Source organism: Yersinia sp. 2540 StPb PI (assembly GCF_052217165.1).
GTDB classification, from domain to species: domain Bacteria; phylum Pseudomonadota; class Gammaproteobacteria; order Enterobacterales; family Enterobacteriaceae; genus Yersinia; species Yersinia enterocolitica_E.
This window is the reverse complement of sequence record NZ_JAZGQC010000001.1, coordinates 4,050,402-4,075,351: the sequence shown is the minus strand read 5'-3', so window position 1 is coordinate 4,075,351 and position 24,950 is coordinate 4,050,402. Positions and strand designations below refer to the sequence as shown.

Here is a 24,950-nt window from a genome sequence, read left to right as displayed (position 1 = left end):
TGTGAGGTTTAACATGTTGAGCACCGAGAATTCACTCAATAGAGGGGTAAACACCGTGACAAATAAAATAAGCACCACTGGTTTTACGCGGTTACGAATAGGGCTTTGTCTGCTGTCGTTGGGCGTTATTATGCCATTACAGGCAGCTATCATTGAGATTGGTAGTGGTAGCCAACAATGGACAGGCCCAGCCATTAATCAGAATATTTCCACCAGTTTTGGTGACTACTATATGACGCTCAATCCAAATTATGGTCTTGTTGCCATCACGGGGGCGGGAATTCCTGAAACTTTGGGTTGCGTTAATAACACCGCCTTAAGTGATGTTGGTGGAATTCAAGGGTATAAGATTGCTCAAGGTATTTTTTTGGTACCGCAGGCATCTTTCACTATGAATTATCAGTTAAATGCTGGCTCATCAGAAACCATGAGCGGGACTTTTAGCAATTCGGGAGTCCAGGGGATAGTCTCTGGATCTGGAAATGCTGCTGCAACGCCTGCAAATTCTGCCTGGTGTTTATCACCCCGGGCAATCTCGACACCCTCTTTTTTCGAGGAATATAGCGTCCGCAGTGGATCAATAACGGGCGATTGGGTCATTATCACCGATGGGACCCAGCAAGATGGAGTATACCCCATTCCTGAGATGTATTTTAGTAGCAGTGCAATATCGAGTGCTACGAAGGCAAGTATTCTTACTGGCTATCAGGTTAAAGTTTCCACACGGCAATGCTCGATCAATATTAACAAATCGATCAACTTTGGCGAAGTAGAACATAATTCGACTTTGGGGGCTGAATTAGAACTAGTGAAGGATAGTCTGGTGGTGGGATGCACCCAAAATAGCGCTAATCCTGCCGCTAATATTAATATAAAATTTCAGGCTAATTCAGGGCTTTATGGCGGTGAAACTACCCGTTTGTCTCTCACTGAGGGAGGGGGGTTATATCACAGGTGAAATCACGGGAGTTACAGGAGCTGGAACATGTAATCTCACGCAAGGTCTGAAGTTTAATGGTGAACCAATGAAATTAGGTTTAATTAATGCGGGTGAATCTAGCGAAGTTTTCTCAAATGAACTCACCTGGCGACTATGTTCCGGTGGCGACACATTACCTGTTGGTAACGTTACCGCCTCGGCAACTGTCGATGTTATTTTTAATTGATAGCCGAATAAGTCTAGTGAACATATATTATTATATTTAATCTACAGTATATAAAAATATTCTAATTTATAGATAAACAAGTAACTGGAGTGGTGGCATGTTGGCATCAGCATGCCGGGTCGTATTCTTGTATGAAAATCCTTCATTGAGGCTAAGAAGTTATTCTCATCGAGACTGTCAGTAACATATTCATTAGAAATTTGAGTATGGAATACCTTAGGTTTAGACGACCTGTATCATTGAATCGGCCTAAAAAACTATTTAGGCCACTCAATTATGATAGAGATAATAGGCGAAATGAAGAGATTCTGAGCTTTAAAATAACAGCAATACAGTCGGATTTTACACTTGAGGAATCTTGATTTAATCAATTAAAACAAAAAGTTAACTCTTAATTCAATTTGATTAAGACTATGTTTCTTTCTTTTGAAAACAATAAGTATTAAATTTATATCACGTTTTAGATATCGAGAAACTGAGGCACTAACAATGAGAGAAATTATTATGGATAGGAAAGTGAGACGACGTTTTTTATGTAAAGATGTTAACGCTGGCACCAGAGGTAAACTGGCTTTAGGTATTATACTTGTTTTTATTGGTGCAATGGGAATGCTATTTGCAATTACTCAATAGTTTAGTCAAAATCCCGGAGCTGGCAAAATTTCATCAATGTTATTTATTTCATATTTTAAGATGGATGTAAGAGTGAAATATTATGACATCCATCTTTATTACGCCATAGATACACCTTATTTTCCTAAAAATGATATGCATACTATGTTAATTAAAACAGTCAAATTTCCACTATCACTAAGCCATTCTATCCTGCTGTGAGCCTATCTCTGAAAATAATCTCATTCAGTCTCTAAAATTATTACCCAGAATCATAATGTTTTACTTAACCCCCGATGAAATGGATAAATGAGTTTTTAATTTATATTGTGGGATTTTAGTATTAAATGTAAATGTTTGTTTTTATTGTTAACCTCATCTATCACATATTTAAAAGAATTAAAATAGGGTATATCGTCTTTATAGTGCGACATAATGCCTCACTTTATGATGAATATTTAAACATGATATCATCATTACTTTAAAACAAAATGACTTATCATTAAAAATTGAAAATATTTTCAATATCATTAAATTCTTGTTTTATTTTTTTAATATGTGCTCTATGTTTTAATCGTGGATTGGCCGAGAGGTTTATCCATGCTGAAATCTTAAATTATATTATCTAAATTCTATTGAAGGATATTCCTATGAAAAAGATTAACGTAATTATGCTCGCTGCAACCTCAGTATTATCAGCATGTTCCTTTTATGTATCAGCCGCTACGGTTGATGTATCGAAATTGATGAAGGATACAAGTTACACACAAAATACGTCCATGACCTCAGACTTGATGTTGATTAAGCACGGCGGCCATGGTGGTGGTCATGGAGGGAATGGAAACGGAGGCAACGGTAACGGCGGTAACGGCAACGGTGGTAATGGTAACGGTGGCAATGGGGGTAATGGCGGTAATGGTAACGGTGGTAATGGCAACGGCGGCAATGGGGGTAATGGTGGTAACGGGGGCAATGGTGGTAGTGGTAATGGTGGTAACGGCAATGGGGGGAATGGTAGCGGTGGGAATGGTAACGCAGGCAACGGAAGTATGTAATAACGAATCCCCCCTTATTGGGGGGATATCAATTACGCCTGGGGAATTAATAGCCATAGATGAAAGATAAATACATTGTTAAACAATGGTTAAACAAAAGTTAATTTAATTTATATTTTATGTTGATCTAAGCAATTTTGTAATCTATGTTTCATTTTATATATATACGTGACTGATTAAAATGAAAATATTACAGGCACTACCTCAGCATAAGAAGCTAGCTATCATTACTTGGGCTAGGATATTTGCAATATGTAGTCAACTTCTATTAAGTGTTATTTTATTTAAAGGAAAATCAAACTACATCTATTCATTTGTATTCCCCATTGCTATTATTTTATTTTTATTGTTACTCAGTATTGTTGTGACATTATACAGAATGAGGCTTCCTTCACCACTAGAAGAAAGAGAGCTTGTTGCTCAGATTTGTATTGACTTACTTTTATTTACTCTCTGGGAAGAGTTGAATTTCCATGGTGAAATATTAAGTGTTTCATTTTATCTTCCAGGAGTAGCAATGGCCTTTGCTATTCTATCTAATAAAAATATTGCATTCATAGTGATTTACTCGGCTATTTTATTTTATATTTCATCTAAATTAACATTATCAAATCATCTCGAAATTACACATAGACCTAAAAGTATAGAATACTATGCTCCGTGGGTGAGTTTTTTAATGTCCACATTTATTATCATTTTCTTTATAAAAAAGATGAATGACGTGTCAATTGAATACAATAATGATTTAATTCGCTCAAAAGAGTATCAAAAACAGTCGGATATAATATTTTCTTTTGGTCTGCAAGCCGCGTCTTCTGCCCACGACATATCAAAACCTATATCAACAGCGGTTCTGGCCTTAGAGGAAATTAAGCTATTTAAACCAGAGGAGCGATCGGGTAAAGAGTTTGATGAGTATTTAAATCTAGCCTTGGAACAAGCAAAAGAGTGTACGAAAAAACTAGCTAATATGTCATTTTCATTAGGATTTAATGAGTTTGAAAATGAAGAAGCTATCAACTTATGTTTATGGCTTGACGGCGTATTTGGTTCATTTAAACTTAAGTGCAATAAAAATATAATTTATAAATTACCCAACATCTGCGTATATATCAAAAATGCTGGCATTCTTCATACTATTATTGTTAATTTACTTGAGAATGCTAATTTGGCTATTCCCAGTGACAATGGTTTCATTCAATGTGGTTGTAAGATAGAGAATGGTAATGCAATTATAAGCATAACTGATAATGGATGTGGTATACCAAATGATTTAATCAACCTCCTGGGAAAACAACCGGTAAAAAGCACAACCTCTGGATATGGTATTGGCTTGATGTTAGCCTTTTCTAATGCAGTCAGAATTGGTGCTAAAATAAAACTATACTCAGATTATACCGGAACAACAGCCACTATTAGGGTGAGATTGTTATGATGGAAAAGATCTTAATTCTGGATGATGATGATGTATTTACTAATACGCTATCAACAATTCTGCTTAGAAAAGGATTCTTTGTTAATGTAGCAACCACTGGAGTGCAGGCCGTCAGAATGGCCGAATCTACTCAGCATATGTATATCGTGATAGATCTGCAGTTGAAAGATGACTCTGGGCTAGCATGGGTTTCTGCATTAAGACATCTTAACCCATTATCTAGAATTTTAATTCTGACAAATTACTCTAGTATCACTTCAGCCATCATTGCGTTAAAAAAGGGGGCTGATAATCTTCTGCAAAAACCAGTGAGTGTGGATAACATTCTATTGAGTCTTCGTAATGAAATACCAACATTAAAAAATGATAAGGGTAGCCCATTTACCTACCCCTCACTAGAACAAATGGAATGGGAGTATATAAATAAAGTTGTGGATGATCATCTTGGTAATATTTCTGCTTCGGCAAGAGCGTTGAATATGCATCGACGAACATTACAACGCAAACTCTTGAAAAAGAATATTCCTAAACCTTCATAGAAATGATCTATGCTAGAGAGGTAAATTTCAATGTTTAGTTTACTGGCCGAAACTTACTGTTTTTCTCAATAACTATTTCTGATAATTGCCTAATTTGTTCATAGGCAGCGGCATTCCCCTGTCTGAACTGGCCCATTTGTTCAGGTATGCCGAAGAACGTGACAAGGGGAAGTTAACCCCCTGAGCGCCTATACTCGACGGTTTTTGTATCATTGCGTTTTTAACAGCAAAAAACCGAGCTTAATGACCCGGTCGGTTTATTTTTAATCCTACAGTTAGTATTAGAAGTTATATTTAACGCCCAACATTACCGCAGTATCACTGTAACCTTTGTTGCCGATTTGCTGGGCAACATTACCCCACAGGTTAACTTTTTTATTGATTTGGCCTTCAATACCCACTTTTAATTCACCGATATTGGCGGCCCCATCTTGCTTCACTGTCACGTTATCCATAGTGACACCAAAATCTTTAGTATTGTGGCGCCAGTTAGCTTCAATAAATGGCTGGAATACACGATCTTTGCCTTTATCCTGGCTGCTATAGTCATTCATAAAGGCTTTCACATCCATCCAGGTCACCACCGTCTGAACCACCCACGCCTATGCTGCCGTCGGTTTTTTGCGTGTTGGCGGCACCGAGCAACAGTACATCACGCGCCGCATCCAGGGTGGTATCGCCGCCGGCTTTGAGCTGGCTGCCTTGCACCACAATATCGCCGCTGTTCGCCGCTGTTCGCCGGGTTCACCACCGTCACCGACGAAGCCAGCCAAGACCGCCAAGATTTAGGGGCAGATTGGGTACGGGAGAACGGCGAGTTGTTGATTGCTGGCGACTGGCTTACTGAGTCTGGCATTACCGACGCGGAACAACTGGAAGTGACTGCTGTGCCCAGCCGTCGCATTAATTATACTGTTAACGATAGCGGAGAGTGTGCCTTCACCCAGTTTGTCTCTTACCTGATCTTTCAGGTTGCTCGTAACCTGCTTAACAGACTCGCGGGCTTGATCTCCACTCATGGAGTTATTCTCCACGAACGCGGGCAACTGGTGATCCGGCCTGCTGAGTGACAGGTAAAAAAATCCCGGCGACTTGGCCGGGATTTTTTCAAGAGATAAGATCTGCTTTTGTTTCAGTTAACACTTTAATGAACTCATCCAAAGGGAATTTCATTTCTACTGACTCTGCCAAAAGGCGGCTATCTGCAAAAAATTCAACTTCAACCGCATCTGCGCCCTTATCCTGATTTAGCTGACAGAGGATCTGCCCTCTGTATGAGATCTCGGCTGTTAGCTCCTCATACTGTGAGTCACTAAAAAAAACCACTTCAAAAGTACAATCCATTTTCATCACCTTTTTGGATCCAAAAAGCCTGAGAATGAGCCATCTGAGTTATCCCAAAACCCGCAAACCCTTTCAGCAGTTCGTCGCTATTGGCCTGCATCTTGGCTGAACACGCATCGGCACTTAACCCGGCGCAGTTCTGTGCTTTGAACTCTTCAACAGCGGCAACCAGTTCTTTCTGCGCATTCTGGTATTTCTGTTCCTGAGTCACACCAGAGGTTTTATTATCAATAATGTCATGGAGTGAGTTATTCTCCACAACAACTCGATCCGTCGTGAAGTTTACCAGCTAACTCATTTTTTCCCTGTTCCGTCAGCCAGTTACAAACCTTTTTTACCAGTGTTTTTTTACTCCGCCAACTTTTGCCCAGACGCGCGTTTTTGGCCTGAAGACGCTAGACGAAAATCAATTGGAGTGTGATTTCCCCGTACTATTACGAAGTAATTACGCGAGAACGGCGAGCTGACCATCGGTGGGAGCTGGATCATCGAGCCCGGGATCACCGGTGTGGCACAGCTGGAAATCACCGCCGCACCCGGAATGATCCAGTTACGGCGGCGGGAAGATGGGGGATTTAGGGCTTAGCAGTAATACCCTCGGTCAGTTGAACTGCACCCATAAAGTTGGCCGGGGGTCTGTATTACTCACAAGAAGATAAATTATCTATTTTCTTTATGTCTAACAGTAACTGCTGATCAAGAGTAGTTTTATCTACTTGATTTAAAATATGACTTATCCTTTTTAAAGAAGATAAAACACCTTTTGCTTCCTTGTGACTTAAAGATGCGATTGATGATATTAATTGCCCATCGTAATCATCTCCGGCTAGAGGATCTCCTCGCAAGATCGATTCTGCTCTTGGTAATACATGAACTAAAAACAGATCCTGTCTTATAGCTCGAGCAATATCCCCAACATTCAACTCATCAAGCGGCGCATCTACGATACTGCTAAACCACTCATCAAGAGATGACCTAGTGTTAGGCTCATAATTACCGCCTTCTGCTATTAATAGATCCCTAAACGTTGTCATATGCCGTACCCTTTGATCGCCGATTCTATTTTGTTAATCGCTTCTGTTGCTCTTCCGTAAGCTGCCTGAGCTTCCGGATTATTAACATTTTTTAGCGTGTTTGCATGATTCCTTAAACCATTAAGAGTATCTTGCATCTCTTTCATATGGTTCCAGTTTTCCCCACTTCCATTAGGTTTAGGAATAGGGTTGTTGTCCATATCTTTAAGAGAACCTGTAATATCATGATCTTTCAGAGAGTTTTTAATTAGGTTGTCGATTTTTCTCATGGCACTTTCTTGCTTCTGATTCAGCTTATCGACTTTTTTCTCTTCCGATTTGTTCGGATCGTTTTCTGGCGGTGGTGGTGTTCCCGTTCCAGACCCCGAACCACCCAGCTCTTTCTTCTGCTCATCCGTCAGATCCTTGCCGATATTAGGATTAGAACCAGACTCATCTTGGCCTATCATGCCCTGCATCGCAAATATCACTAGCTGTGCGGCAACTGGACAATCACCACCGGAGAGGCATTTCGTCACAACATCTTTACCAAACTCTTTCACCGCCGCATCCAACTTCTGGGCGATTGCAGCGTTGGCTTCAGTTTGAGGCGTTGTCTGTCCTGCTACTGGCGGAGGAGGTGCAAGCAGGGAGAGCAAGAAGTTATTCTCAACCGCATTCTTCCCAGCCTGCGCCCCGGCAACTGCGTCAGCGGTACTATTACCCACCACGCCCCCGGCTAATCCTGCTGCCAGTGTAATCCCGGCTCGGTGGCTGGGATTATCCTTAATATTCAGAATGATAAATAATTTGATAAGCGTCCCCAAACTCTATCTGAAGACATTTCGCCAACTCAGCCCCTTCTTATATGAACACTAATTCATCATCTTTCGTTGAAAAACCAGATGAGACAGGGTCGTCATCATTTAATATTGAATCATAAATTTCAGATCATTTATTAAGCCGTTCCTTTAGTTCGTTCGAAATAGGCAGATCCTCAGGATCAATATTACCTACTTCCCCCGGTGAACTATGCCAAAGTGGATACGAATAATAGTCTGCCATTAGCTTTATTATTTTCATTTCAGTCTCCCTGCGGGGTTATCCGCGCCTTCGGGCAAGTCACCTCAGATCGGCCTGTATTTGTTCTGGTGGTAGGTTCTTGTCCTGAGCATATTGCGCATAAGAAGCAACGGATTGACCATAATCAGCCATGCCTTTTGGTAGACTCAGCGCATTATTTTCCACTAAAAATATATTTTGAATCAACGTGCTAGATCTTTCGATAGTAAAAGAACCAGTAGGCACATCCAACACCAACCCCAACTAAACTAGTCTTCAATACTTTATGAAAGTTATCCTTCAAATATCCTAGCATCTGATCACCATCACCAATCCAATACCCAAGCACTTGAAAAATAAAACTTACAAAAAAAAGCATTAAAGAGAAAGCAACTCATAAATACAACAGTACCAGTAGTGATTTTTTACTTATTAACATTGCTATTCTCCTTATTTTTTATTGAGTTTTGTAATGCATCAGAGAACCACCCAGAAGCAGCTGAGTCAGCCACATTTCCAGAAAGAGAAGGTAAGTTATTTTGAGGAACTGGTTTTGTGATAGTCCATACACCCGTCGGAACCCATTCGTACTGTTTAGAGATTGGATTAAGTTTTTTATCCATTGGTATTTTGATAATATTACCAGCGGTATAACCTACAGATGCCCCCGTTTTACTCAATAGGCCACCCATAAATGGATCATCACCATTGATTTCTGCCTGATAATAACCACCTGCTGCATTCCAAGTTACAGTTGGATTGTAACCTTTGCCGGCAGTAATAAGGCCGATAACTCCGGCACCGATAACATCTGATAATTTGACCTCGCCGGTTTTGCTTGTTCCATATTGGATGGCTGTATTAGCAGCACTTGATACACCTGCGGCTATTAATTGTTCCTTAACTCCCGCACTGTTAGTAATGATGGCTTTCCCCCCCATAACGGCGACTGGCCATGAAGTCGGATCGCTGATAACAGACAGCAAACGATCACCTTGCGTGATATTGTCTTTCAGGAATTTCAGATCTGCACCGTTGAAGCGCTAATGCGTAAAAGAATTGCTTTATTAGGTCGGGCCATCCAGGAAGGTTTTCCAGATTTTCTGCACCGTAATATTTGGCATCAAGAATGGCAAATGTAGTTGTGTCTGGACTCCTAATAACTGTACCTTCAGCATTGATAACGATAACAGCATCATTTCCTGTATATCGGAATGTAGGGCCATATTTTGATGGAACATATTCAATTTTCAAAGGATTTGACCAAGCACTATCCAGCGCTGATTGACTTACCCCTATGCCTCCATCTCGACCAGAGATTTGATCTAATGCATGTTGTGAATAGCTAGTGATCTTTGTTGGTGCTTTATTTAACTTGTTGTGATGAAAGAACCGCTCCTAAAATTAACTGTTTAATAGAGCCTCTAGCTGTTTTACAGGCTCTATTATGTCAGGATCGTCGCTATTGATTGATTCATTTCGAAAAAGTGCTACCGCATAAACTTGTTCTAACATAAACCAATGTTCATGAAATGCCTCTTTCCACTCAGTATTAATAGATTCTAAACAATTTGACAAACCTTCAAGATCGTCAATCAAATCCTTTAAAGATAAATTATTTGGCATAAATGAGCTTAGCCTTCCCTTCATTAATGAAAGTTGCCGTCTGTCATACTCACTTATCTTCATTTAGTTTAATAACTTTATAATATTAGCAATAGGTTCAATCAAATAGTCATTGTATTCACTTACAGGTTTACCTTCATCTAAAGAAACCGCGTAAATTTGCTCTAAAATAAACCAGTTTTCATGAACGCACTGTTTCCATTCAAAATTTACATTTTGTAAACAATCTAGCAAAGCCCTTAATTTATCAATTAAAGTAATTAGATTGAGTTCTTTTCTTTCATAGCTATCTACCAACTCTTTCATGAGATTAATTTGTCTCATATCATAATCAGTCACAGGAAAATCAGTTATTTTTATCATTGTTTTATTAGCCCAAAATCAACAGTTACTATCCGACCAGTATTTTCATTAACTATTATTGTAATATTATTCACTTTATCATGGTATGCCGTAGTTCCAGGTACTTTTCCCTTAACTGCATTTTCAGGTTTGATGGCATTTTCTACAACACTTGGTGTAATCCCTTGTTTTTGCATGCGATCTAAAGCATGTCCTGAAAATTGTCTATCGTTAATAGTTGTGGGTTTATTAGATCCATCTTGAACTTTGAGCACATTTCCTTTTGAGCCTGTAGGTGTTTTTGCTGATATGCCGCCACCACGAATACCGCCGCCCTCTGTCAACGGGTCTCTACATGCAAGTGGATCAAGACCGCAGCCCTTTTTATTACCCAGCGCATTATTCTCAAGCGCATTCTTCCCGGCCTGCGCCCCGGCAACGGCGTCAGCGGTGCTGTCACCTGCCAATCCACCCGCCAACCCTGCCGCCAGTGTACCCAATGCGCTGATGGTTTGTCGTTGCTCTTCTGTCAAGTCTTCACGTTTGATACCAGGATACATCTGCTGGGCGATATACTCACCCATCGCTGCACCCGAAGCGCCCGCCAGCGCACTGTTGCCGTTGATCTGCGCCACGACTGCACCCAGTACCGCATGGGCCATCAGGTTAGCCGCCTGATTATCTCCCGTGCTTTTCTTAATCACTTCCGCCAGATACGGGGCTGAGGCGCCTGCCAGCGCTTTCGCCATATCGCCACCCGCCAAGCCCTGTATGGCCGCTGTTGCGGCCTGAAGACCTTGTTGCAGTGCACTGCCGGTGCCGTATTTCTGCATTTCGGCTTTGTATTCTTTTGTCTCACGCAAGGCTTCCGCATCGCCTTTCAACTCAGGATGGCGTTTCAAAGCTTCCTCAAGCCCGAGGATATCTCCCTGCGTCCGCGCAATATCCATTGCCTGACCGCCAATCTCGCCAATCAGTTGGGCTTCGCGCAGGCGGTTCTGCTCTTTCTCTTTATCAAAGATAGGATTGATGCTGCCATTGGCATTGTCGGTGTCGCGGCTCAGGTCATCGACATTCTGCTGTTGTTTATCGGTATCACGGATGGTGATGGTACCCTCACTGACCGCTGCCTGCGTGGTACCTTCGGCATGGCCGTCATTACCCAGACCCGACAGCACCACACTGCCCAGATTGCTCAGCAGGTCAGACCCTACTGGGCCACCGGTGCTCAGGCTACCGCCCTGATGTTCAGCCTTGAAATCGGCTTTATTTTCAATGTCACTGAAGCCGAGCGTGCCGGTATCCAGACTGTTTTTGCTCTTGTCCGCGGTGCTGGCAATCACTGCGCCATCGAGCTGAGTGTGTTCACCCACGGTGATATCAAAGCCGCCAGAGCCTGCAAAAATACCGGTCTGCTCCTGTACCGAGTCATAATTGCTGTGCAGCTTATCTTTACTGATGCTCAGGTTGGCAGAGCCACCGCCGCCGACCACCGCCATGCTGACACCGCCGCTGGTACTGGTCTGCTTCGCATCATAGTTATCGCTGTCTTGCTGGCTTTGCAGCAGGAAGTCACGGCCGACATCGATCTTGACGGTTTCACCGCTGGCTTGCGCGCCTATCAGCGAAGTATCACGCCCGCTGCTGAGCGACAGTGTGCCGCCTGTGTCAATCTGCGTTTCAGTCCAGAAGGTGCCGTCGCCGTGCTCATTGCCCTGACCCTTGTTGGCATTGGCAAAGATGCTCAGACCACCGCCAGCGCTACCGAACCCCAGACTGACACCCACACTGCCACCGCTGCTGCTGTTGCTGCCGTCGGTTTTCTGCGTGTTGGCGGCACCGAGCAACAGCACATCACGCGCCGCATCCAGGGTGGTGTCGCCGCCGGTTTTGAGCTGGCTGCCTTGCACCACAATATCGCCGCTGTTTGCCGGGTTCCCCTCACCGGTGGCCGTCACGCTCAGGTTGTTGCCCGCAGTCAGGGCCGAGCCTGTCATGCTGGTCTGTTCCTGATGTTGCTGCGAGGCCGATTTTTGTGAGCCTAATGAAGCGCTGACGCCGAACATGCTGGCAGTATCGCCTCCTTGCGCCTGCACCAACTGGCCTGCTTGTACCGCCTGCGCACCACTGAGTGCCGCTTTAACCCCTTGCAGCGCAGACAGTCGGCCATTGCTCTCTTCGCGGGCATCTTTGGCGGTGGTGACCGCGGTATTGAGGGCGCTGCCAACCGCGCCAGACAGTGCCAGTGTCAGGCCGCTACTTTTTTGCTCAACGGTATGGGTCTGGCTGCTTTGATTCTCCGCCGCCAAAATAGCGACGTTTTTACCGGTCAGACTGATGTCTTTACCGGCTAACACCTCGGAGCCTTGCACCGTCAGATCTTCACCGGCGGTCATGCTGACATTGCCTAGCACACTGCCCACCGTGCTGCCCACGTTGGAGATAGATTTGCCAGTGTCGGTGGTTTTTTGGCTGTTGTTGCCCACCGTGACACCAATGCCGCCGGTGCTCATCAGGCCGGATTTTTTCTGCTCGAACAGGTGAGATTCGCTCTCGCTCTGTTGCGCCGTGCCGACGGTAATGTTTTCTTTCGCCCGCAAGTTAATATCGTTATCGGCCACCACGTTACTGCCGATGACCGCGATATTTTTGCCACTGACATCGATAGAACCGGCTGACAGCATGGAGCCGACAGCCAGTGTCTGACTCAGGCTATCTTCGGTGCGCGTGGTGGTGCTGGAGGCCAGCCCTTTTTTGCTGCCGGTATGAGTGCGCTGCGCATCATGCTGTTCAGTCTGGGTGGTGAGGGTGACATCGCCGCCCGCCGCCAGCTTCAGCGCACCGTCGGTTTGTACCGCACTGGCACTGATATTGATGTCTTTTGCCGTCTGCAACTTGATATCGCCGGTGGCGTTCAACTGGCTGCCGCGCAGCGTTTCATCGTAGAGATCCACTGAACTGGTATGGCGCTTGCTCGACGATTCGCCAGTGACGTGCAGGCTGTCGGTGGCTGCACTGAGGTTAATATTCTGCGCCTGCACATCCACCGTGCCGGCGTTAATGTTAGCCCCCACCGCAGTCAGATTGTCGACGTTGGCCGTCAGCGCACCGCCAACATTCACCTCGCTGCCCAGATGGCGGATATGCTCACTGGTCGAACTGCCACGGCCATCATGGGTGCTTATCTGGTCGCGAGTTTGTACGGTATTCAGCAGCCAGTCGCCGCCGGTATTCACCTGAAGATCCTGACCGACATTGAGGCTGGCACCTTGCATGATAAAATCACGTTCGGTATTGATAGTCGCGTTATGACTGACATTGATACTCGCCAGCGGCCCCAGTACGGTTTGGCTGCGCTGAACTGCACCATTATCACTGCTGAGTTGCTCACTGCCGGTGCGCAGGATCACATCGCGACCGCTATCGAGTTGCAGGTTGGTGGCATTTAACCGCGCGCCGGTCAGGTCAATATCGCTGTTCAGTGTACTGAGCAGCATATTGCCACCGGCCTGAAGTAAGCCGCCGCGGTTATTGAGCGTGATGCCTTGCGCCATGCTAATGCTCAGGTTATTGCCGGCTTTCATCGCGCCCTGATTAGTGAACCCCTGAACCTCGGTTAAGCTGATATTCTCGGCGGCAATTAATGCGCCGTTGGCCTGTAAATCGCCCGGCTTGACCCCCGCCAGATAGACCACCGGCACCAGCACGGTTTGCCCGGCGACTTCGCGGCTTTCCATCAGCACGATATTACTGGTCAATGCCGCCATCTGCTCGGCACTGAGGTGGGTGCCAAGGGCAAGATTGAACGTCTTGCTGTACTCGAGTCCCGCCGCAAACAGTTGTTCGAACTGTTCTTGTGCACTGCGGTAATCACTGGCGACCGCCTGACCGGTCAGTGCCAGTACCTGATCCCGCACCAGACGCTGTTCATAGGCGTTATCCCCCAGGCGTTTGAATATCACATCCGGGTTACTATTCAACTGCTGGAGCACGTAGTCTGATCCGCGCCAGTTATTCAGATTGGCAAACGCCGGGTTAGTTTCAATCAGATAACCGCCGCTGACTGTGTAGTCGGTATTGAACTTATACAGTCCACCGTTGGGCTGTGTCAGCGAGATACCGTTAAACTCGATGGCCAGATCTTTTCCGCTATTGTCGCTACTCTGGGGAGGCGCAATGGCACCGGGGTTGGCACCATTGTTGATCGTGGTGCCGCTGCCGCTAAGGGTTTGTGCGGTAATACTGGAGGCATATTGGTTAGTCGCGCGCTCACTAACCTCAGGGCCCCAAGAGGTGCCCCATAAATCGCCTTTGTAGGTCCGATAACGCCACTCACCCGTGGATGTTGTTTGTTCAATCAGGCGTTGTGCATTCCCCCAACCATCCTGGTTCAGGGTGACACCCGAAAGATCAATCTCTCCCTGCGCACTGATTTTACTCCAGAAGTTCTCCAGCGTACCCACTTGTGGGGTCAGGTTCCCACCGGCCAGCAGTTGCGCCTCTGGGCTAATGTTATCGATGCTGTTATAGGCGATAGTCGATGTATAATCGGTGCCAATATAGTCGCTATTCATCGAGCCGCCATGAGGCGGTTCAGCATAGCGTCCCCCCGGAATATCAGGGTTTTCTTCTGTCCAGACCGCGGACCCATTCACGGTGTCGGCCACAACAAAGTTGCTATTGGCGGTGAGAATATGACGGCGATTGGTCAGTGTCGTGGCGTAAATCAACATATCTTTGCCGGATTCAATCAAACCCGAAATATTGAGCACCTGAGCCGCCGCCAGATAATTGCCGCTATTGTCCAACGCGCCCGCAAAGATAACCTTGCCCATGCCTAAAAGGGTGGTGGTTGGGGCGGAATCAGTGTTGGTGACGGTATCACTGTTTTCAATTACCGGTGCCAACAAGGCTAAGGTGCCGTTTTCATCGGTGGCACCGATCAGGGCACCAGGGCCGGAGTTGGTAATACGCTCCCGTGCTTTAAGCGTGGCTTCGGCACTGATCAGGGTGCCGGTGTTGAACAGGGTATTGGAGTCGGTATCGAGTCGCCCGCGGGTTAATATCTCACCACGGTTAATCAATGCGCCCGCTGCGCTGAGGCTGGCTTGCGTCGCAATAATATGGCCGCTATTGAGCAAGCTGCTTGAACCGGTGCTGAGTTTGCCGCCCGCTAATAACTGCCCGTCATTGGTTAACGCGCCGCGGGTGGTTAAGGTTAAATCATGTCCGGCCTGCAGTGTCGAGTCGGCCAGATTGCTGAAATCACGCTGTAAATCAAGGGTCAGATCCTGACTGGCAACTATCTTGCCTGCGTTATTGTCAAGCTGGCCCAGATTCAATGCGATGTTATTCGCCGCCAGTGTGCCACTCTGGTTATTGAGGGTTTGCCCGGCACTCGCCCCCGCATTAATGGTCAGCGTTCCAAGGGCGAGAATATTGGCGCGCTGTGTACTGATATCGCCACTGTTGGCGGTGATGTCTATCTCTCGGGCTTGGGTATGGCTGTCGGTCAAATCAACCCGGCTACCGGTTAGCGTCATCGCACCGGCGGCGAGGGTCTGCCCTTGCGCGATCAGCTCCTGACGGGTGCTTATCCTCAAGTCACCACTATCCATCAGGCGGCCATCACTGTGTACACCCGCCGCTAACAGGCTGCCCCCGTTGCTATCCAGGCGCTGTGCATTGACCGCCACATTGCCTTTAGAGAGCAGGGTGCCACCCCGGTTATCCAGATAACCCGGCAGATTCAGGTTGAAGTCCGTAGTACCGGTTTGCGCTATCACCCCGCCGACATTGGAGAGCGATTGGGCGCTAAGCGTGACCCTCTCCGCAATCAGTCTGGCGCTGTCGGTACGTAACAGCGCGGCGGTTGAGGCAGACAGGTTGCCACTGGCTAACAGTTCAGCGCCGGTGAGATCGATAGCGCCACCTTGCGCGGTGAGTGTCAGGTCACGGCTCTGTGTTTGGCTGCCACTCAGATCGATACTGTGCGCGTTAAGCACTTGCGCCGTGCCGCTAATATTTTTGCCTTGGGCGGTTAACATCCCGCTGGCATCAACGCGCAAGGTGCCACTGGTGATCGCGCTGTTGTCGGACTTGACACCGGCACCCAGTACCGAGTTGCGGCTACTATTGACTTCTGCCGCGCGCAGCGAGGTATCACCTGCAGCCGCGACAGTGCCGGTGTTATTCAACTTGCCTGCAGTGGTGAGCTGGGTATTGCCCTGCGCATAGAGCACACCTGCGTTCGCTATACCGGCGGCGGTCTTCACCGCCAAATGTTGAGCACTGTTGATCTGACCGCTGTTGACCAGCATGCCATCCGCCGTGATAGTGATATCGCCGGCTGACGCCCCTATCTCACCGGCATTGCGCACCCCGACACCGCTTTCAGTGCCGATCAGGCGAATTTTACCGGCGTACATGCCACCCAAATTGGCGACATCCACCGCCATGGTAGGGCGGGCGCTGCCATCGTCGGCTTTGGTGGTAATATTTTGGTGCGCGGCGTCAACCTGATTGCGTCCGGCGGTGACTTTTAGATCATTGGCCCAGAGACCGGCATTGACTTTAACCGAACGGGCAATCAGGTCGGTATGGTCCTGACGACTGCTGTCCAGACCTTTGCCCTGAATAACAATCTCACCCCGATCCACATCGTAGCCAGTGAGTTGGCCGTTATTGAGCTGTGCCTGACCGGTGGTTAAGGTCGCACGGTTGGCGTTGATAAAGCCGCAGCCATCACAGGTAATGCCTGATGGGTTGGCGATAACCACCTGTGCTTTGCGGCCAGCGACCTCGATATAACCGTTAAGTTTACTCGGGTCGCGGCTGTTGACTTCGTTGAGGATAATACTGGCCTCACCGCGTGCCAGCGACGGGTTGCCGTTGACAAAACCGCCGAGTTGGGTCTGGTTGACACCGTGGCCGTTATTGAGGATCACGCCGCGATTATCGACATCGAACTGGCTGTAAACGTTACGCGAAACCCCACCGCTGCTAGGCGTCTGGATATTGACCTGTGGCGTACCGTTGGCACTGCTGATAATGGTCGGCTGTTGGTTACCCGGCGCACTGGCATCGGCGACAATATTGGCTTGCGCGGATAACGAGACGCAGCCCAAGGCCAGTAACAGACTAAAACTCAGCGACGATAAGGCACTGATACGGCGGCGTTGAGTATGCCCAAGACCTGACGAGGGCGATGAGGCGGCCCGACCGGAGGCGGCGATATCGGCTACCACCATTAATAAGCCACGCGCCTTGTTAAATACGATACGGTACAGGTTCTTATTCATGGTCATTCTCAAAAGGTTATCCCCTTCGTCCTTGAAGCTACAGGGGTGTTAGCTGCACGCACTCACCCGAATCACTTACTTGAGTAAGCTCATCGGGATGAGTTTGCTGGCTGCCTACCTGCAACTCCAATGACTTTGGGTGCAATAAAGGAGTATTAGTATTGCCAGTTCAGGTTAAAGCCCACAGTCACCGAGTCGGTTTTGAATCCGTCGGGTTTAGACAGCGGCTTGCCAGCAAACAGGTCATAACGGGTATTCAGCACAGTGCCGCGCACACCGACGACACTGCCCGCCAGATGGTGGCCCAGCAGATAAGGGTCGCTGCGACCGCTGACCTCGCCGTAATCCACGCCGACATACAGTTCATGGCCTGGTAGCGGGGTATACCAGCCGAGATCATTGCGTACCGTCCAGCCGCGATCGGCATTCAGCGTGCGTTCGCCATCAAACCCGCGCACTGACCAGCGGCCACCGATAGAGAATTGATCCTGTGGCGTCAGGGGTGTGTTGGTGCTTTGCCGCTGATATTGCAGGTTGTAATGGACGTTTTGCGTCGCAATCACAAAAGGAATATCCAGTTGCGCATTCAAACGCAGAATTTTGCTCAGGGCAGTGGCTTCGCCGAAATACTCTTCTTGTGCCGGTACTGCACCCAACCAGCGGGTGCCACGCTGGTAACTGATACCTGCGTCCAGTGTGGCCTGCGAGATAAAGTGGCGATGTTCCAGCCCGACACGCCAGGCTGAGGTGCGGCGGCGCTGCACTTCAATTTCGGTATCATTGATATAGTTTTTCGACGAGCGGGTCAGCACATCGTAGGTCAGGGTGGTTTTTTGGCTGGCATTACGGTGCAGCAGGCGGCTGAGTTGCAGCGTTACGTTCTCCGTCTCCCCCCGGTAATGGATATCGCCATTCAGACCCGCCACCGTTTGGTGGTAGTCATAGCTGCTGGCGGTCATGCCCGCGGTCCAGTAACCGAACGGCAGCGAGTAGTGGCCAGTCAGGTTATTGGTGCCTTTATCGCCGCGATTCTTTATTGAACCGCCAGCCGAGACATAAAACAGGTCACTCAGAGAGAGCGGGTTATCGAGAAACAGTGTCGCGCCACCTTGATAACGGCCGGTGCTGCGGGTGCCAGAGTCATCCAGTGAGGCTGCCAGCCGCCACATTTTGCGCTGCTGCCAGTTCAGGGCGATATCGGTCTCGCCGGGGGCATCACCCGGGATCAATTCCATACTGGCTTGCACGGTGGGGACGCGCTGCAGGTTCTCCAGTCCTTGCTCGATATCACGCAAATCCAACAGGTTACCGGGGCGGGCAGGGAAGGCACTGAACAGCGTGACATGGCGGTCACTGCCCTGCGTCAGCTCAACATGGCGTATTGTGCCGGGCACCACGTGTAACGCCAGCGTGCCGCTGTTTAAGTCCTGCTGCGGAGCCAGTACCCGGGTAGTCACATAGCCGTGGTCGATCAGGCGGTTTTGCATCTGGCTCATCAGCAGGTTAATGCCCTGGCCCCCCAAACACTGGCCTTGCGCCTGATTGGCGATGCGTTGCAGTGGCAACCAGCGGGGTAAAGGCTCTGCGCCACTGATTTTTATACGATCAATGGCAAAGCAGGGCTTTTCAACCGGAAAGACAATCCGGTCCAAAGTGGCCGCCGGTGCCGATAAGCGCACATCCGGTGTAGAGGGGGCCAGACGCTCTTCCAGTGCCCGTTGCCGGGCCTGTTGATGAATACTTTGCTCAACGGGGGGGAATTCCGCGCCATAACTGACAGGCGAAATAGCCAGTAACGGGAATAACACACTCGTGATAAAGGAGAAATAACAGGCGCGCAGCACAGGGCATATCCTCTTTGCCCGGCTGGGGCAGAATAAAAGGGCTGAATAAAATTTCGCCGCATTATGCCTAGGTAAAAGTTATTTTCAATCTATTTTCAGAATATAAGAAAATATGAGAAATAACTCGTGTGATGCATGGGAAGTATCCTACAAAAAAGGCGTTTTTTTGTGGGAAATATCTTGTTGATTGTCTTTTTTTGAATAAAAAATAAAAGAGAGGGAGTAATAAATGTCGCTGTAAATAAGATGCCCCTCAGAGGAGGGGCAGAAAAATTAGAACCGCAGGCGGAATCCGATATTAGCTGTTACCGGTGTTTCAATTTTTGAACCATTGTGATAATTCACTTCAGCAAAAATAGAAGTGTTACTGGCAACGGTGGCATCAATACCCACACCATATTTGCCGACATTACCGGAGAAATTGTTATCGAAGCCAATACCGTTAATGGCGACGGTATTCGTTTTGATAAACTCACGGGCAATAGCCAGTTTAACGTAAGGCTTGACTGCCATTTGATTGACGGTATAAGAAGCCGACAATATCGTGCCTAACTCACCTTGCACACTGTCTGCTTTCGCCACGTCCGCAGCCATTCCGTTACTGAGGGTATAATCTGCACTACCTATACGTGAATAACTCACTTTGCCATAGGGTTCCAGTACCAGGTTGTTATAAACAGGTAACTGATAGCCACTTTCTACCGAGGCGGTAAACGCATTCTGGCTGTATTCCGCCCGCGCGCTTTGCGTACTCAGTTCATTATTAAAACGGTTAGCTTTCAACACCGTATCAATATAAAGTCCGCTTTTATCCAGGTAGGTTAAGTAGAGGCCACCACTGTAACTGCGAATATCACCATTGGCACCCGCACTGTGAGTGGCTTTGACATCGGATGAACTGTAGCCGGTAAATGCCCCAATTAGCACATTACCCCGGTTCAATCCCAATTGTTTATCTGCCCCGATCTCCATACCGTTCAAGGTATTCTTGAAAGCGACGTTTTTATTGTCGGACAAGCGGCTATCATCGGTGAGATAACGCGCCCAAACGCCGACGGTGCCATCAGCATCGGTTTTCAACTCGCCCTGGCGCTGGCGTAAGGTACTTAATTCCGCATTCAGGATATGCCGTGGTGCTGCCGCCATATTCAACACACCTTGTGCCGCAGAACTGAGCACGGGAACCGCCGTGTTTGGCCTGTTCGGCGTTATGCCGGGGAGATCGGCTGCCTTGGTAGCCAAATACCAGTCAGTACTGCCATTGCTTTCCTGACTGTATAGCCCGTATTGGTAAACGCCTAAATCCACCACCCCGCCCGCATTAAGTAAACGGAACTGAGCATCGCCACGATTAATATGCACCAAGGCCAGGCTGTTGGCAGATTGCGGTTCTTTACCGCTGTCCTGAACGGTAATACCAAATTGGCCGGTCGCCTGCTGCGAGACCGTAATAAAATCACCGGCATTGCTGGCAAGTTGGGTAGTCATCGCAAAATTACCCTGACCAGACAGATTCTCTATCTCCAGCCGGTTAAATTGCCCGCCGGCAGAATAGGGCAGCAGGTTGATATCCCCCCCTTGCATCGTCACATTATTGATGCGGGTAACCAGCACCGGTCCCAAGACTTCAGGAGGAGAAACCGGCACCACACTTGCTCCTATCCAGGAAGGGCCAATGTCGACTAAGCCAGCCACATTGAGGTTCTCAATGGTGACATTGGCAGGCAGGGCGGGATTGTTGGTGGTCACATCGCTGGTATAGGTATCGTTATTGGTAATAAACAGTTCCGCCCCCGCCGCGATATTAAGATAACCTTTCGACTGGCTAATGAGTCCTAGATTCATATGACCGCCATTATTTATCTGGCTATCTGTCACGATCCCTGCGGTTTTAACCTCAAGCAACCCGCCCTGATTAACCACAGTACCGGTTGCAAAAGCATCGGTAACCTGTAACCAACCGCCATCACCCACGGTGGTATTATTGGCTGTACCGGCACTGCTCCCGTTGGTGATAGCAATTGCGACTCTCGTCATTATTCCATTATTGGTGGAGCCATAAACCCAGCCATTATTAATGACGCCACCGTTACGCACAATTTGTTCGCCACTATCGACGACTTCATTGTTGACGGTTATTCCCTCTACCATCGGTGTAAAAGCCAATACCTGAACAGGTAATGTAACCAAAGACAGACTAATTGCTCCAGCCAAAAATGTTTTGTCCATAAAACCTCAAAAAGATTAAACGTAATGTAATGATGTTATGTAACCCGTTGCAAAAAGAGAGGCTCTGTCCTTGGGACAGATTAAATATAATGTTTATCCGTGGTGATATGCCTTGGGAGGAAATACGCTGAGTCTCAAGAGTTATTTACTCTAGATAAAAGAATATTACCTTATATTTTTGCGCGATGAAGGTATCACATTTTCTCTTGGAACTATAATAGGATTAAAGCTGTTTTTTGATAGATGTGGCAAAGAATGAAGTGAGTTCCTATTGTGTGAGAATAGTCTTGATTGGGATCAAGAAAAGTCTTAAATAACATCAAAACTATTCTTGTAAATAACACCAGATCTATTACTGGTAGTGATGTGATGGGAAATAGTGGCGGGCGCTGTTGGTTGAATAATGAAATTAATTGCGGCTATATGGCCTTAATGGAATAACTATCTGAAGCAAAGTCATTTATTGGAAAGCAAAACCGAAGGTTATTGAAGTCGCAGGCAAGCGGTACACCGATTCTAATGAGCGTCATTTGAATAAGTGTCTGTAGCCCGCTGCGGCTTCAAGGATGGCGGATATTTAGGCTATTTCTGGATTCAACCATGAAGAACCTGATAACACGCCACCATCAATGGTAATCGCTTGCCCGGTCAAATAGGCCGAGGCAGACGAGCTTAAAAAGAGTACCGCGCCAATCAAATCATCTGGGTTACCTAAACGCCCTTGTGGAATAAAGTTCTGGAACCATTTTGAGCGATATTCGTCATCCCACAAGGGGCGTGTAAATTCGGTTTTAATAAAACCAGGTTCAATCGCATTAACTTGAATATTGTCACCCACCCATTCGCGGGCCATCGCCTTGGTTAATTGGCTGACGGCTGCTTTTGATGCGGCATAAACAGAGATCGTATTGAATGCATGTTTCGCGCTAAGTGAGCTGATATTAACGATTTTACCGCCACCCTGTTTCGCCATATAGGGTTGGACGGCTTGTGCCAAAAAGTAGACGCTACGTAAATTAATATCAATGATTGCATCAAAGTCTTCAGCAGTGACATCTTTGATAGGTTTTCTGCGATTGACACCGGCACTGGTGAGCAAGACATCAATCTGCCCCAGTTTGTCATACAGGGTATCGACCAACTGTCGGCAAGCCGCGACATCACTCAAATCAGCGGTAATCGATAAGGCGTTGCCTCCTTCAGCTTCAATCGCTTCTTGCACCGGTTTGATACGTGCGATGTCAATATCGTGTAATGCCACGGTAGCACCAGCATTTGCCAGCGCCTTACTCAGCACACTGCCAATCGCTCCGCCTGCCCCAGAAACCAGCACCACTTTGCCCTGTAAAGAAAACAACTTATCAATAATATTACTCATAGATACCTTCAGATAGTGGCCTGCTGACGCGACAGCCAGCATTGAAATAAAATGTTAAACGCCGTATTTCCACGGGAAGCTATAATTCAACGGCACGGGCGGGATCAATAATCCATTCACTCCAAGAACCTACATAGTGTTTGGCATCCCCCAGACCGGCATGCGCTACAGCCAACAGATTCTGTGCCGCAGTGACCCCAGATCCACAGTAAAATATTGTGTGCTCAATCGGCACATCCCCCAATAAGCGGGTGTAATGCTGGCGTAACTCTTGTGGTGAGCGAAATTGCCCATTGCTATCGAGCGTGTTCGCACGGTCAGCCAACCTGGCGCCAAGGATGTGACCACGAACGGGATCATGATAGACCCCCCCGCCATGGAAACCTTCTTCCGAGCGGGAATCAAACACCGCCCACTCAGGGTTCTGGCGAACGTTATCGACCTGCGTTACGTTCGCAATATAATCAGGGCGCTCTTGCGCAACGAAGGTGGCAAAAGCCGGTGTCGGGATCTCGATGGTGGTTGGGTAACCGGACTTAAGCCATAAAGGCCAGCCGCCATCCAATACCGCCACCGCATCATGTCCCAACCAGCGCAACATCCACCATGTTCGTGATGCAGCCATCAATCCCCCGCTTGCGTCATACACAATAACTTGGGTGTTGGGGCCAATTCCCCACTGAGACAGTGTTTTTGCAAACACATCAATTTGTGGCAGTGGTCGCCGGCCGGTATGCCCTGGAATGACGGTGCCAGATAAATCAGTGGCCAAATTTGCATAGTGAGCACCGGGGATGTGCCCCACCAAGTACTGACTTTGCCCCCAACTTTCATCATCCAGCGTGAAACGTGCATCCAAAATGACCCAATCGGTATCATGTAGATGTTCAGCTAATTCTTTGGCAGAAATTATTGTTTTGTATGTCATAAAACCCCCTGGTAAAAATAACGGGTCTGCGCTTATACTGGCAGGCCGGGTAGTGGAATATGTTCCGCAATCAACCCCTGCGTTCTTAAGGCATGCCAAAATGCTGTTGGAATAGGGTGCTGAAAACTCAATGAATTTTGCGTAACTTCAGCGAATCTGGCGGGGCCGTACAGCACACTGGTGACGGCACTGAATCCTAACGGAAATTGCAAGGCGGCGGCCGCGAGTGGCACCGCAAAGTCAGCCGCGACGGCTTGCAGTTTTTTGACTCTATCAGCAACAGAAACCGGTAATTTGCCATAGTCATAACGTGCGCCATCATGGATGCCGGTCGCCAAGACACCGGAGTTAAATACGCCGCCAATGACAATACCGGCCCCTTGTTGTTGCGCCCGCAATAGCTCGTCAGCGTAGATCTCTTGCTCCAGTAAGGTGTAGCGAGACGCTACCAGAAACACATCTAAGGGATAGCGATCCAGAAAGCGGTTAATCATACCCGGCTCATTAATTCCAGCCCCGAACGCGGCAATCTCACCGGCTGCTTTCAACTCTTCCAATGCCCTGAAACCGCCAGACTCCAGCTCTTTTAACTTGCCAAGTAACGCTTGCTCATGGGGGAAATAGCCAGTATCTAAGTCATGGATATATAAAATATCGACTTTATTGATCCCCAATCGCTGTAGGCTGTCTTCATACGAGCGCAAGATGCCGTCATAGGTGTAATCATGGACATGATCAAAGGCCAGGCCACCTTGCCAGGGTGCTGTTTGGAAGGTGTTACGCGCGCGAGGCGCTAGCAGGCGTCGGCCTACTTTGGTTGACAGCACATAATCGTCACGATGCTTTCTATACAGAAATCGCCCGGTTCTATGCTCTCCTTGGCCGCGCCCATACCAAGGTGCGGTGTCATATAAGCGGATACCACTATTCCATGCGGTTTCTAGCGTTGCTTGCGCATCCTGTTCAGTAATTTCTTCGAACAATTCGCCGAGTGGGCATGTTCCTACCCCAATGGTCGGTATTTGAAACCCTGATCTTCCCAGTGGCCGTGTATTTTCTAATCCCATCATTTCACC

General features: G+C 47.5%; 20 protein-coding genes and 4 pseudogenes. 5 read left to right on the top strand and 19 right to left on the bottom strand.

The features are described from left to right. Positions 1 to 55: 55 nt before the first annotated feature. From V1956_RS18985 to V1956_RS18965, 5 genes are all read left to right on the top strand, one after another. Complete coding sequence (locus V1956_RS18985) at positions 56 to 958, top strand: hypothetical protein (RefSeq protein WP_442825482.1); 903 nt, start codon at positions 56 to 58, stop codon at positions 956 to 958. A 67-nt stretch (positions 959 to 1,025) separates the two neighbouring features. Then, positions 1,026 to 1,166: a hypothetical protein gene (locus tag V1956_RS18980; RefSeq protein ID WP_442825481.1), complete on the top strand. Its 141-nt coding sequence runs from the start codon at positions 1,026 to 1,028 to the stop codon at positions 1,164 to 1,166. Between the two features lie 1,262 nt (positions 1,167 to 2,428). Then, on the top strand, positions 2,429 to 2,833 hold the full coding sequence (locus V1956_RS18975) for a hypothetical protein (protein ID WP_372558303.1): 405 nt from the start codon (positions 2,429 to 2,431) through the stop codon (positions 2,831 to 2,833). 181 nt (positions 2,834 to 3,014) lie between these two features. Further along, positions 3,015 to 4,268, top strand: a complete 1,254-nt coding sequence (locus V1956_RS18970; protein ID WP_442825480.1) for a sensor histidine kinase — start codon at positions 3,015 to 3,017, stop codon at positions 4,266 to 4,268. Further along, a complete protein-coding gene (locus V1956_RS18965) occupies positions 4,265 to 4,807 on the top strand; it encodes a response regulator transcription factor (RefSeq protein WP_372558305.1) in 543 nt (180 codons plus the stop codon). The genes V1956_RS18970 and V1956_RS18965 overlap by 4 nt, the downstream gene beginning before the upstream one ends. Positions 4,808 to 5,088: 281 nt before the next feature. Here the strand turns inward: V1956_RS18965 and V1956_RS18960 are convergent. The 19 genes and pseudogenes from V1956_RS18960 to V1956_RS18870 form a co-directional block, all read right to left on the bottom strand. Further along, positions 5,089 to 5,379 (bottom strand): annotated as a pseudogene (locus tag V1956_RS18960) (autotransporter outer membrane beta-barrel domain-containing protein); the annotation flags it as partial. Between the two features lie 7 nt (positions 5,380 to 5,386). Further along, a pseudogene (locus V1956_RS18955) lies at positions 5,387 to 5,533 on the bottom strand (hemagglutinin repeat-containing protein); the annotation flags it as partial. Positions 5,534 to 5,592: 59 nt separating this feature from the next. Continuing rightward, on the bottom strand, positions 5,593 to 5,826 hold the full coding sequence (locus V1956_RS18950; protein WP_442825849.1) for a hypothetical protein: 234 nt from the start codon (positions 5,824 to 5,826) through the stop codon (positions 5,593 to 5,595). 88 nt (positions 5,827 to 5,914) lie between these two features. Beyond that, a complete protein-coding gene (locus V1956_RS18945) occupies positions 5,915 to 6,151 on the bottom strand; it encodes a hypothetical protein (protein ID WP_261373784.1) in 237 nt (78 codons plus the stop codon). After that, a complete protein-coding gene (locus V1956_RS18940) occupies positions 6,135 to 6,410 on the bottom strand; it encodes a hypothetical protein (protein WP_420075358.1) in 276 nt (91 codons plus the stop codon). Before V1956_RS18940 ends, V1956_RS18945 begins: the two co-directional genes overlap by 17 nt. Before the next feature lie 382 nt (positions 6,411 to 6,792). After that, positions 6,793 to 7,185, bottom strand: coding sequence for a contact-dependent growth inhibition system immunity protein (locus V1956_RS18935; RefSeq protein WP_442825479.1), 393 nt, complete (start codon positions 7,183 to 7,185; stop codon positions 6,793 to 6,795). After that, a pseudogene (locus V1956_RS18930) lies at positions 7,182 to 7,616 on the bottom strand (VENN motif pre-toxin domain-containing protein); the annotation flags it as partial. The pseudogene V1956_RS18930 and the gene V1956_RS18935, both read right to left, overlap by 4 nt. A 204-nt stretch (positions 7,617 to 7,820) precedes the next feature. After that, positions 7,821 to 7,922: pseudogene (locus V1956_RS18925) on the bottom strand (VENN motif pre-toxin domain-containing protein); the annotation flags it as partial. A gap of 364 nt (positions 7,923 to 8,286) precedes the next feature. Then, positions 8,287 to 8,472, bottom strand: a complete 186-nt coding sequence (locus tag V1956_RS18920) for a hypothetical protein (RefSeq protein ID WP_442825478.1) — start codon at positions 8,470 to 8,472, stop codon at positions 8,287 to 8,289. Between the two features lie 179 nt (positions 8,473 to 8,651). Beyond that, a complete protein-coding gene (locus tag V1956_RS18915) occupies positions 8,652 to 9,212 on the bottom strand; it encodes a hypothetical protein (protein ID WP_442825477.1) in 561 nt (186 codons plus the stop codon). 4 nt (positions 9,213 to 9,216) lie between these two features. Further along, a complete protein-coding gene (locus V1956_RS18910) occupies positions 9,217 to 9,480 on the bottom strand; it encodes an LlaJI family restriction endonuclease (protein WP_420075354.1) in 264 nt (87 codons plus the stop codon). Between the two features lie 150 nt (positions 9,481 to 9,630). Continuing rightward, a complete protein-coding gene (locus V1956_RS18905) occupies positions 9,631 to 9,852 on the bottom strand; it encodes a hypothetical protein (protein ID WP_442825476.1) in 222 nt (73 codons plus the stop codon). Between the two features lie 63 nt (positions 9,853 to 9,915). Next, complete coding sequence (locus V1956_RS18900; RefSeq protein WP_442825475.1) at positions 9,916 to 10,215, bottom strand: hypothetical protein; 300 nt, start codon at positions 10,213 to 10,215, stop codon at positions 9,916 to 9,918. Then, complete coding sequence (locus V1956_RS18895; RefSeq protein ID WP_442825830.1) at positions 10,212 to 17,495, bottom strand: hemagglutinin repeat-containing protein; 7,284 nt, start codon at positions 17,493 to 17,495, stop codon at positions 10,212 to 10,214. Before V1956_RS18895 ends, V1956_RS18900 begins: the two co-directional genes overlap by 4 nt. A 155-nt stretch (positions 17,496 to 17,650) precedes the next feature. Next, a complete protein-coding gene (locus V1956_RS18890) occupies positions 17,651 to 19,336 on the bottom strand; it encodes a ShlB/FhaC/HecB family hemolysin secretion/activation protein (RefSeq protein WP_420071541.1) in 1,686 nt (561 codons plus the stop codon). Between the two features lie 276 nt (positions 19,337 to 19,612). Continuing rightward, entirely contained in the window at positions 19,613 to 21,568 is a 1,956-nt protein-coding gene (locus V1956_RS18885; protein ID WP_442825474.1) for an autotransporter outer membrane beta-barrel domain-containing protein, read from the bottom strand. 577 nt (positions 21,569 to 22,145) lie between these two features. Then, positions 22,146 to 22,946: an SDR family NAD(P)-dependent oxidoreductase gene (locus V1956_RS18880; RefSeq protein ID WP_442825473.1), complete on the bottom strand. Its 801-nt coding sequence runs from the start codon at positions 22,944 to 22,946 to the stop codon at positions 22,146 to 22,148. Positions 22,947 to 23,025: 79 nt separating this feature from the next. Continuing rightward, positions 23,026 to 23,874 carry a sulfurtransferase gene (locus V1956_RS18875; RefSeq protein ID WP_442825472.1) on the bottom strand — a complete coding sequence of 283 codons (849 nt, stop codon included), beginning with the start codon at positions 23,872 to 23,874 and terminating at the stop codon, positions 23,026 to 23,028. Between the two features lie 32 nt (positions 23,875 to 23,906). Next, a complete protein-coding gene (locus tag V1956_RS18870; RefSeq protein WP_442825471.1) occupies positions 23,907 to 24,944 on the bottom strand; it encodes an aldo/keto reductase in 1,038 nt (345 codons plus the stop codon). Positions 24,945 to 24,950 lie beyond the last annotated feature (6 nt).

Coding starts and splice junctions, on each gene's coding strand:
- V1956_RS18980 (WP_442825481.1), top strand. CDS start 1,026: ATGAAATTAGGTTTAATTAATGCGGGTGAATCTAGCGAAGTTTTCTCA.
- V1956_RS18975 (WP_372558303.1), top strand. CDS start 2,429: ATGAAAAAGATTAACGTAATTATGCTCGCTGCAACCTCAGTATTATCA.
- V1956_RS18970 (WP_442825480.1), top strand. CDS start 3,015: ATGAAAATATTACAGGCACTACCTCAGCATAAGAAGCTAGCTATCATT.
- V1956_RS18965 (WP_372558305.1), top strand. CDS start 4,265: ATGATGGAAAAGATCTTAATTCTGGATGATGATGATGTATTTACTAAT.
- V1956_RS18950 (WP_442825849.1), bottom strand. CDS start 5,826: ATGAGTGGAGATCAAGCCCGCGAGTCTGTTAAGCAGGTTACGAGCAAC.
- V1956_RS18945 (WP_261373784.1), bottom strand. CDS start 6,151: ATGGATTGTACTTTTGAAGTGGTTTTTTTTAGTGACTCACAGTATGAG.
- V1956_RS18935 (WP_442825479.1), bottom strand. CDS start 7,185: ATGACAACGTTTAGGGATCTATTAATAGCAGAAGGCGGTAATTATGAG.
- V1956_RS18905 (WP_442825476.1), bottom strand. CDS start 9,852: ATGCCAAATAATTTATCTTTAAAGGATTTGATTGACGATCTTGAAGGT.
- V1956_RS18900 (WP_442825475.1), bottom strand. CDS start 10,215: ATGATAAAAATAACTGATTTTCCTGTGACTGATTATGATATGAGACAA.
- V1956_RS18895 (WP_442825830.1), bottom strand. CDS start 17,495: ATGAATAAGAACCTGTACCGTATCGTATTTAACAAGGCGCGTGGCTTA.
- V1956_RS18885 (WP_442825474.1), bottom strand. CDS start 21,568: ATGGACAAAACATTTTTGGCTGGAGCAATTAGTCTGTCTTTGGTTACA.
- V1956_RS18880 (WP_442825473.1), bottom strand. CDS start 22,946: ATGAGTAATATTATTGATAAGTTGTTTTCTTTACAGGGCAAAGTGGTG.
- V1956_RS18875 (WP_442825472.1), bottom strand. CDS start 23,874: ATGACATACAAAACAATAATTTCTGCCAAAGAATTAGCTGAACATCTA.
- V1956_RS18870 (WP_442825471.1), bottom strand. CDS start 24,944: ATGATGGGATTAGAAAATACACGGCCACTGGGAAGATCAGGGTTTCAA.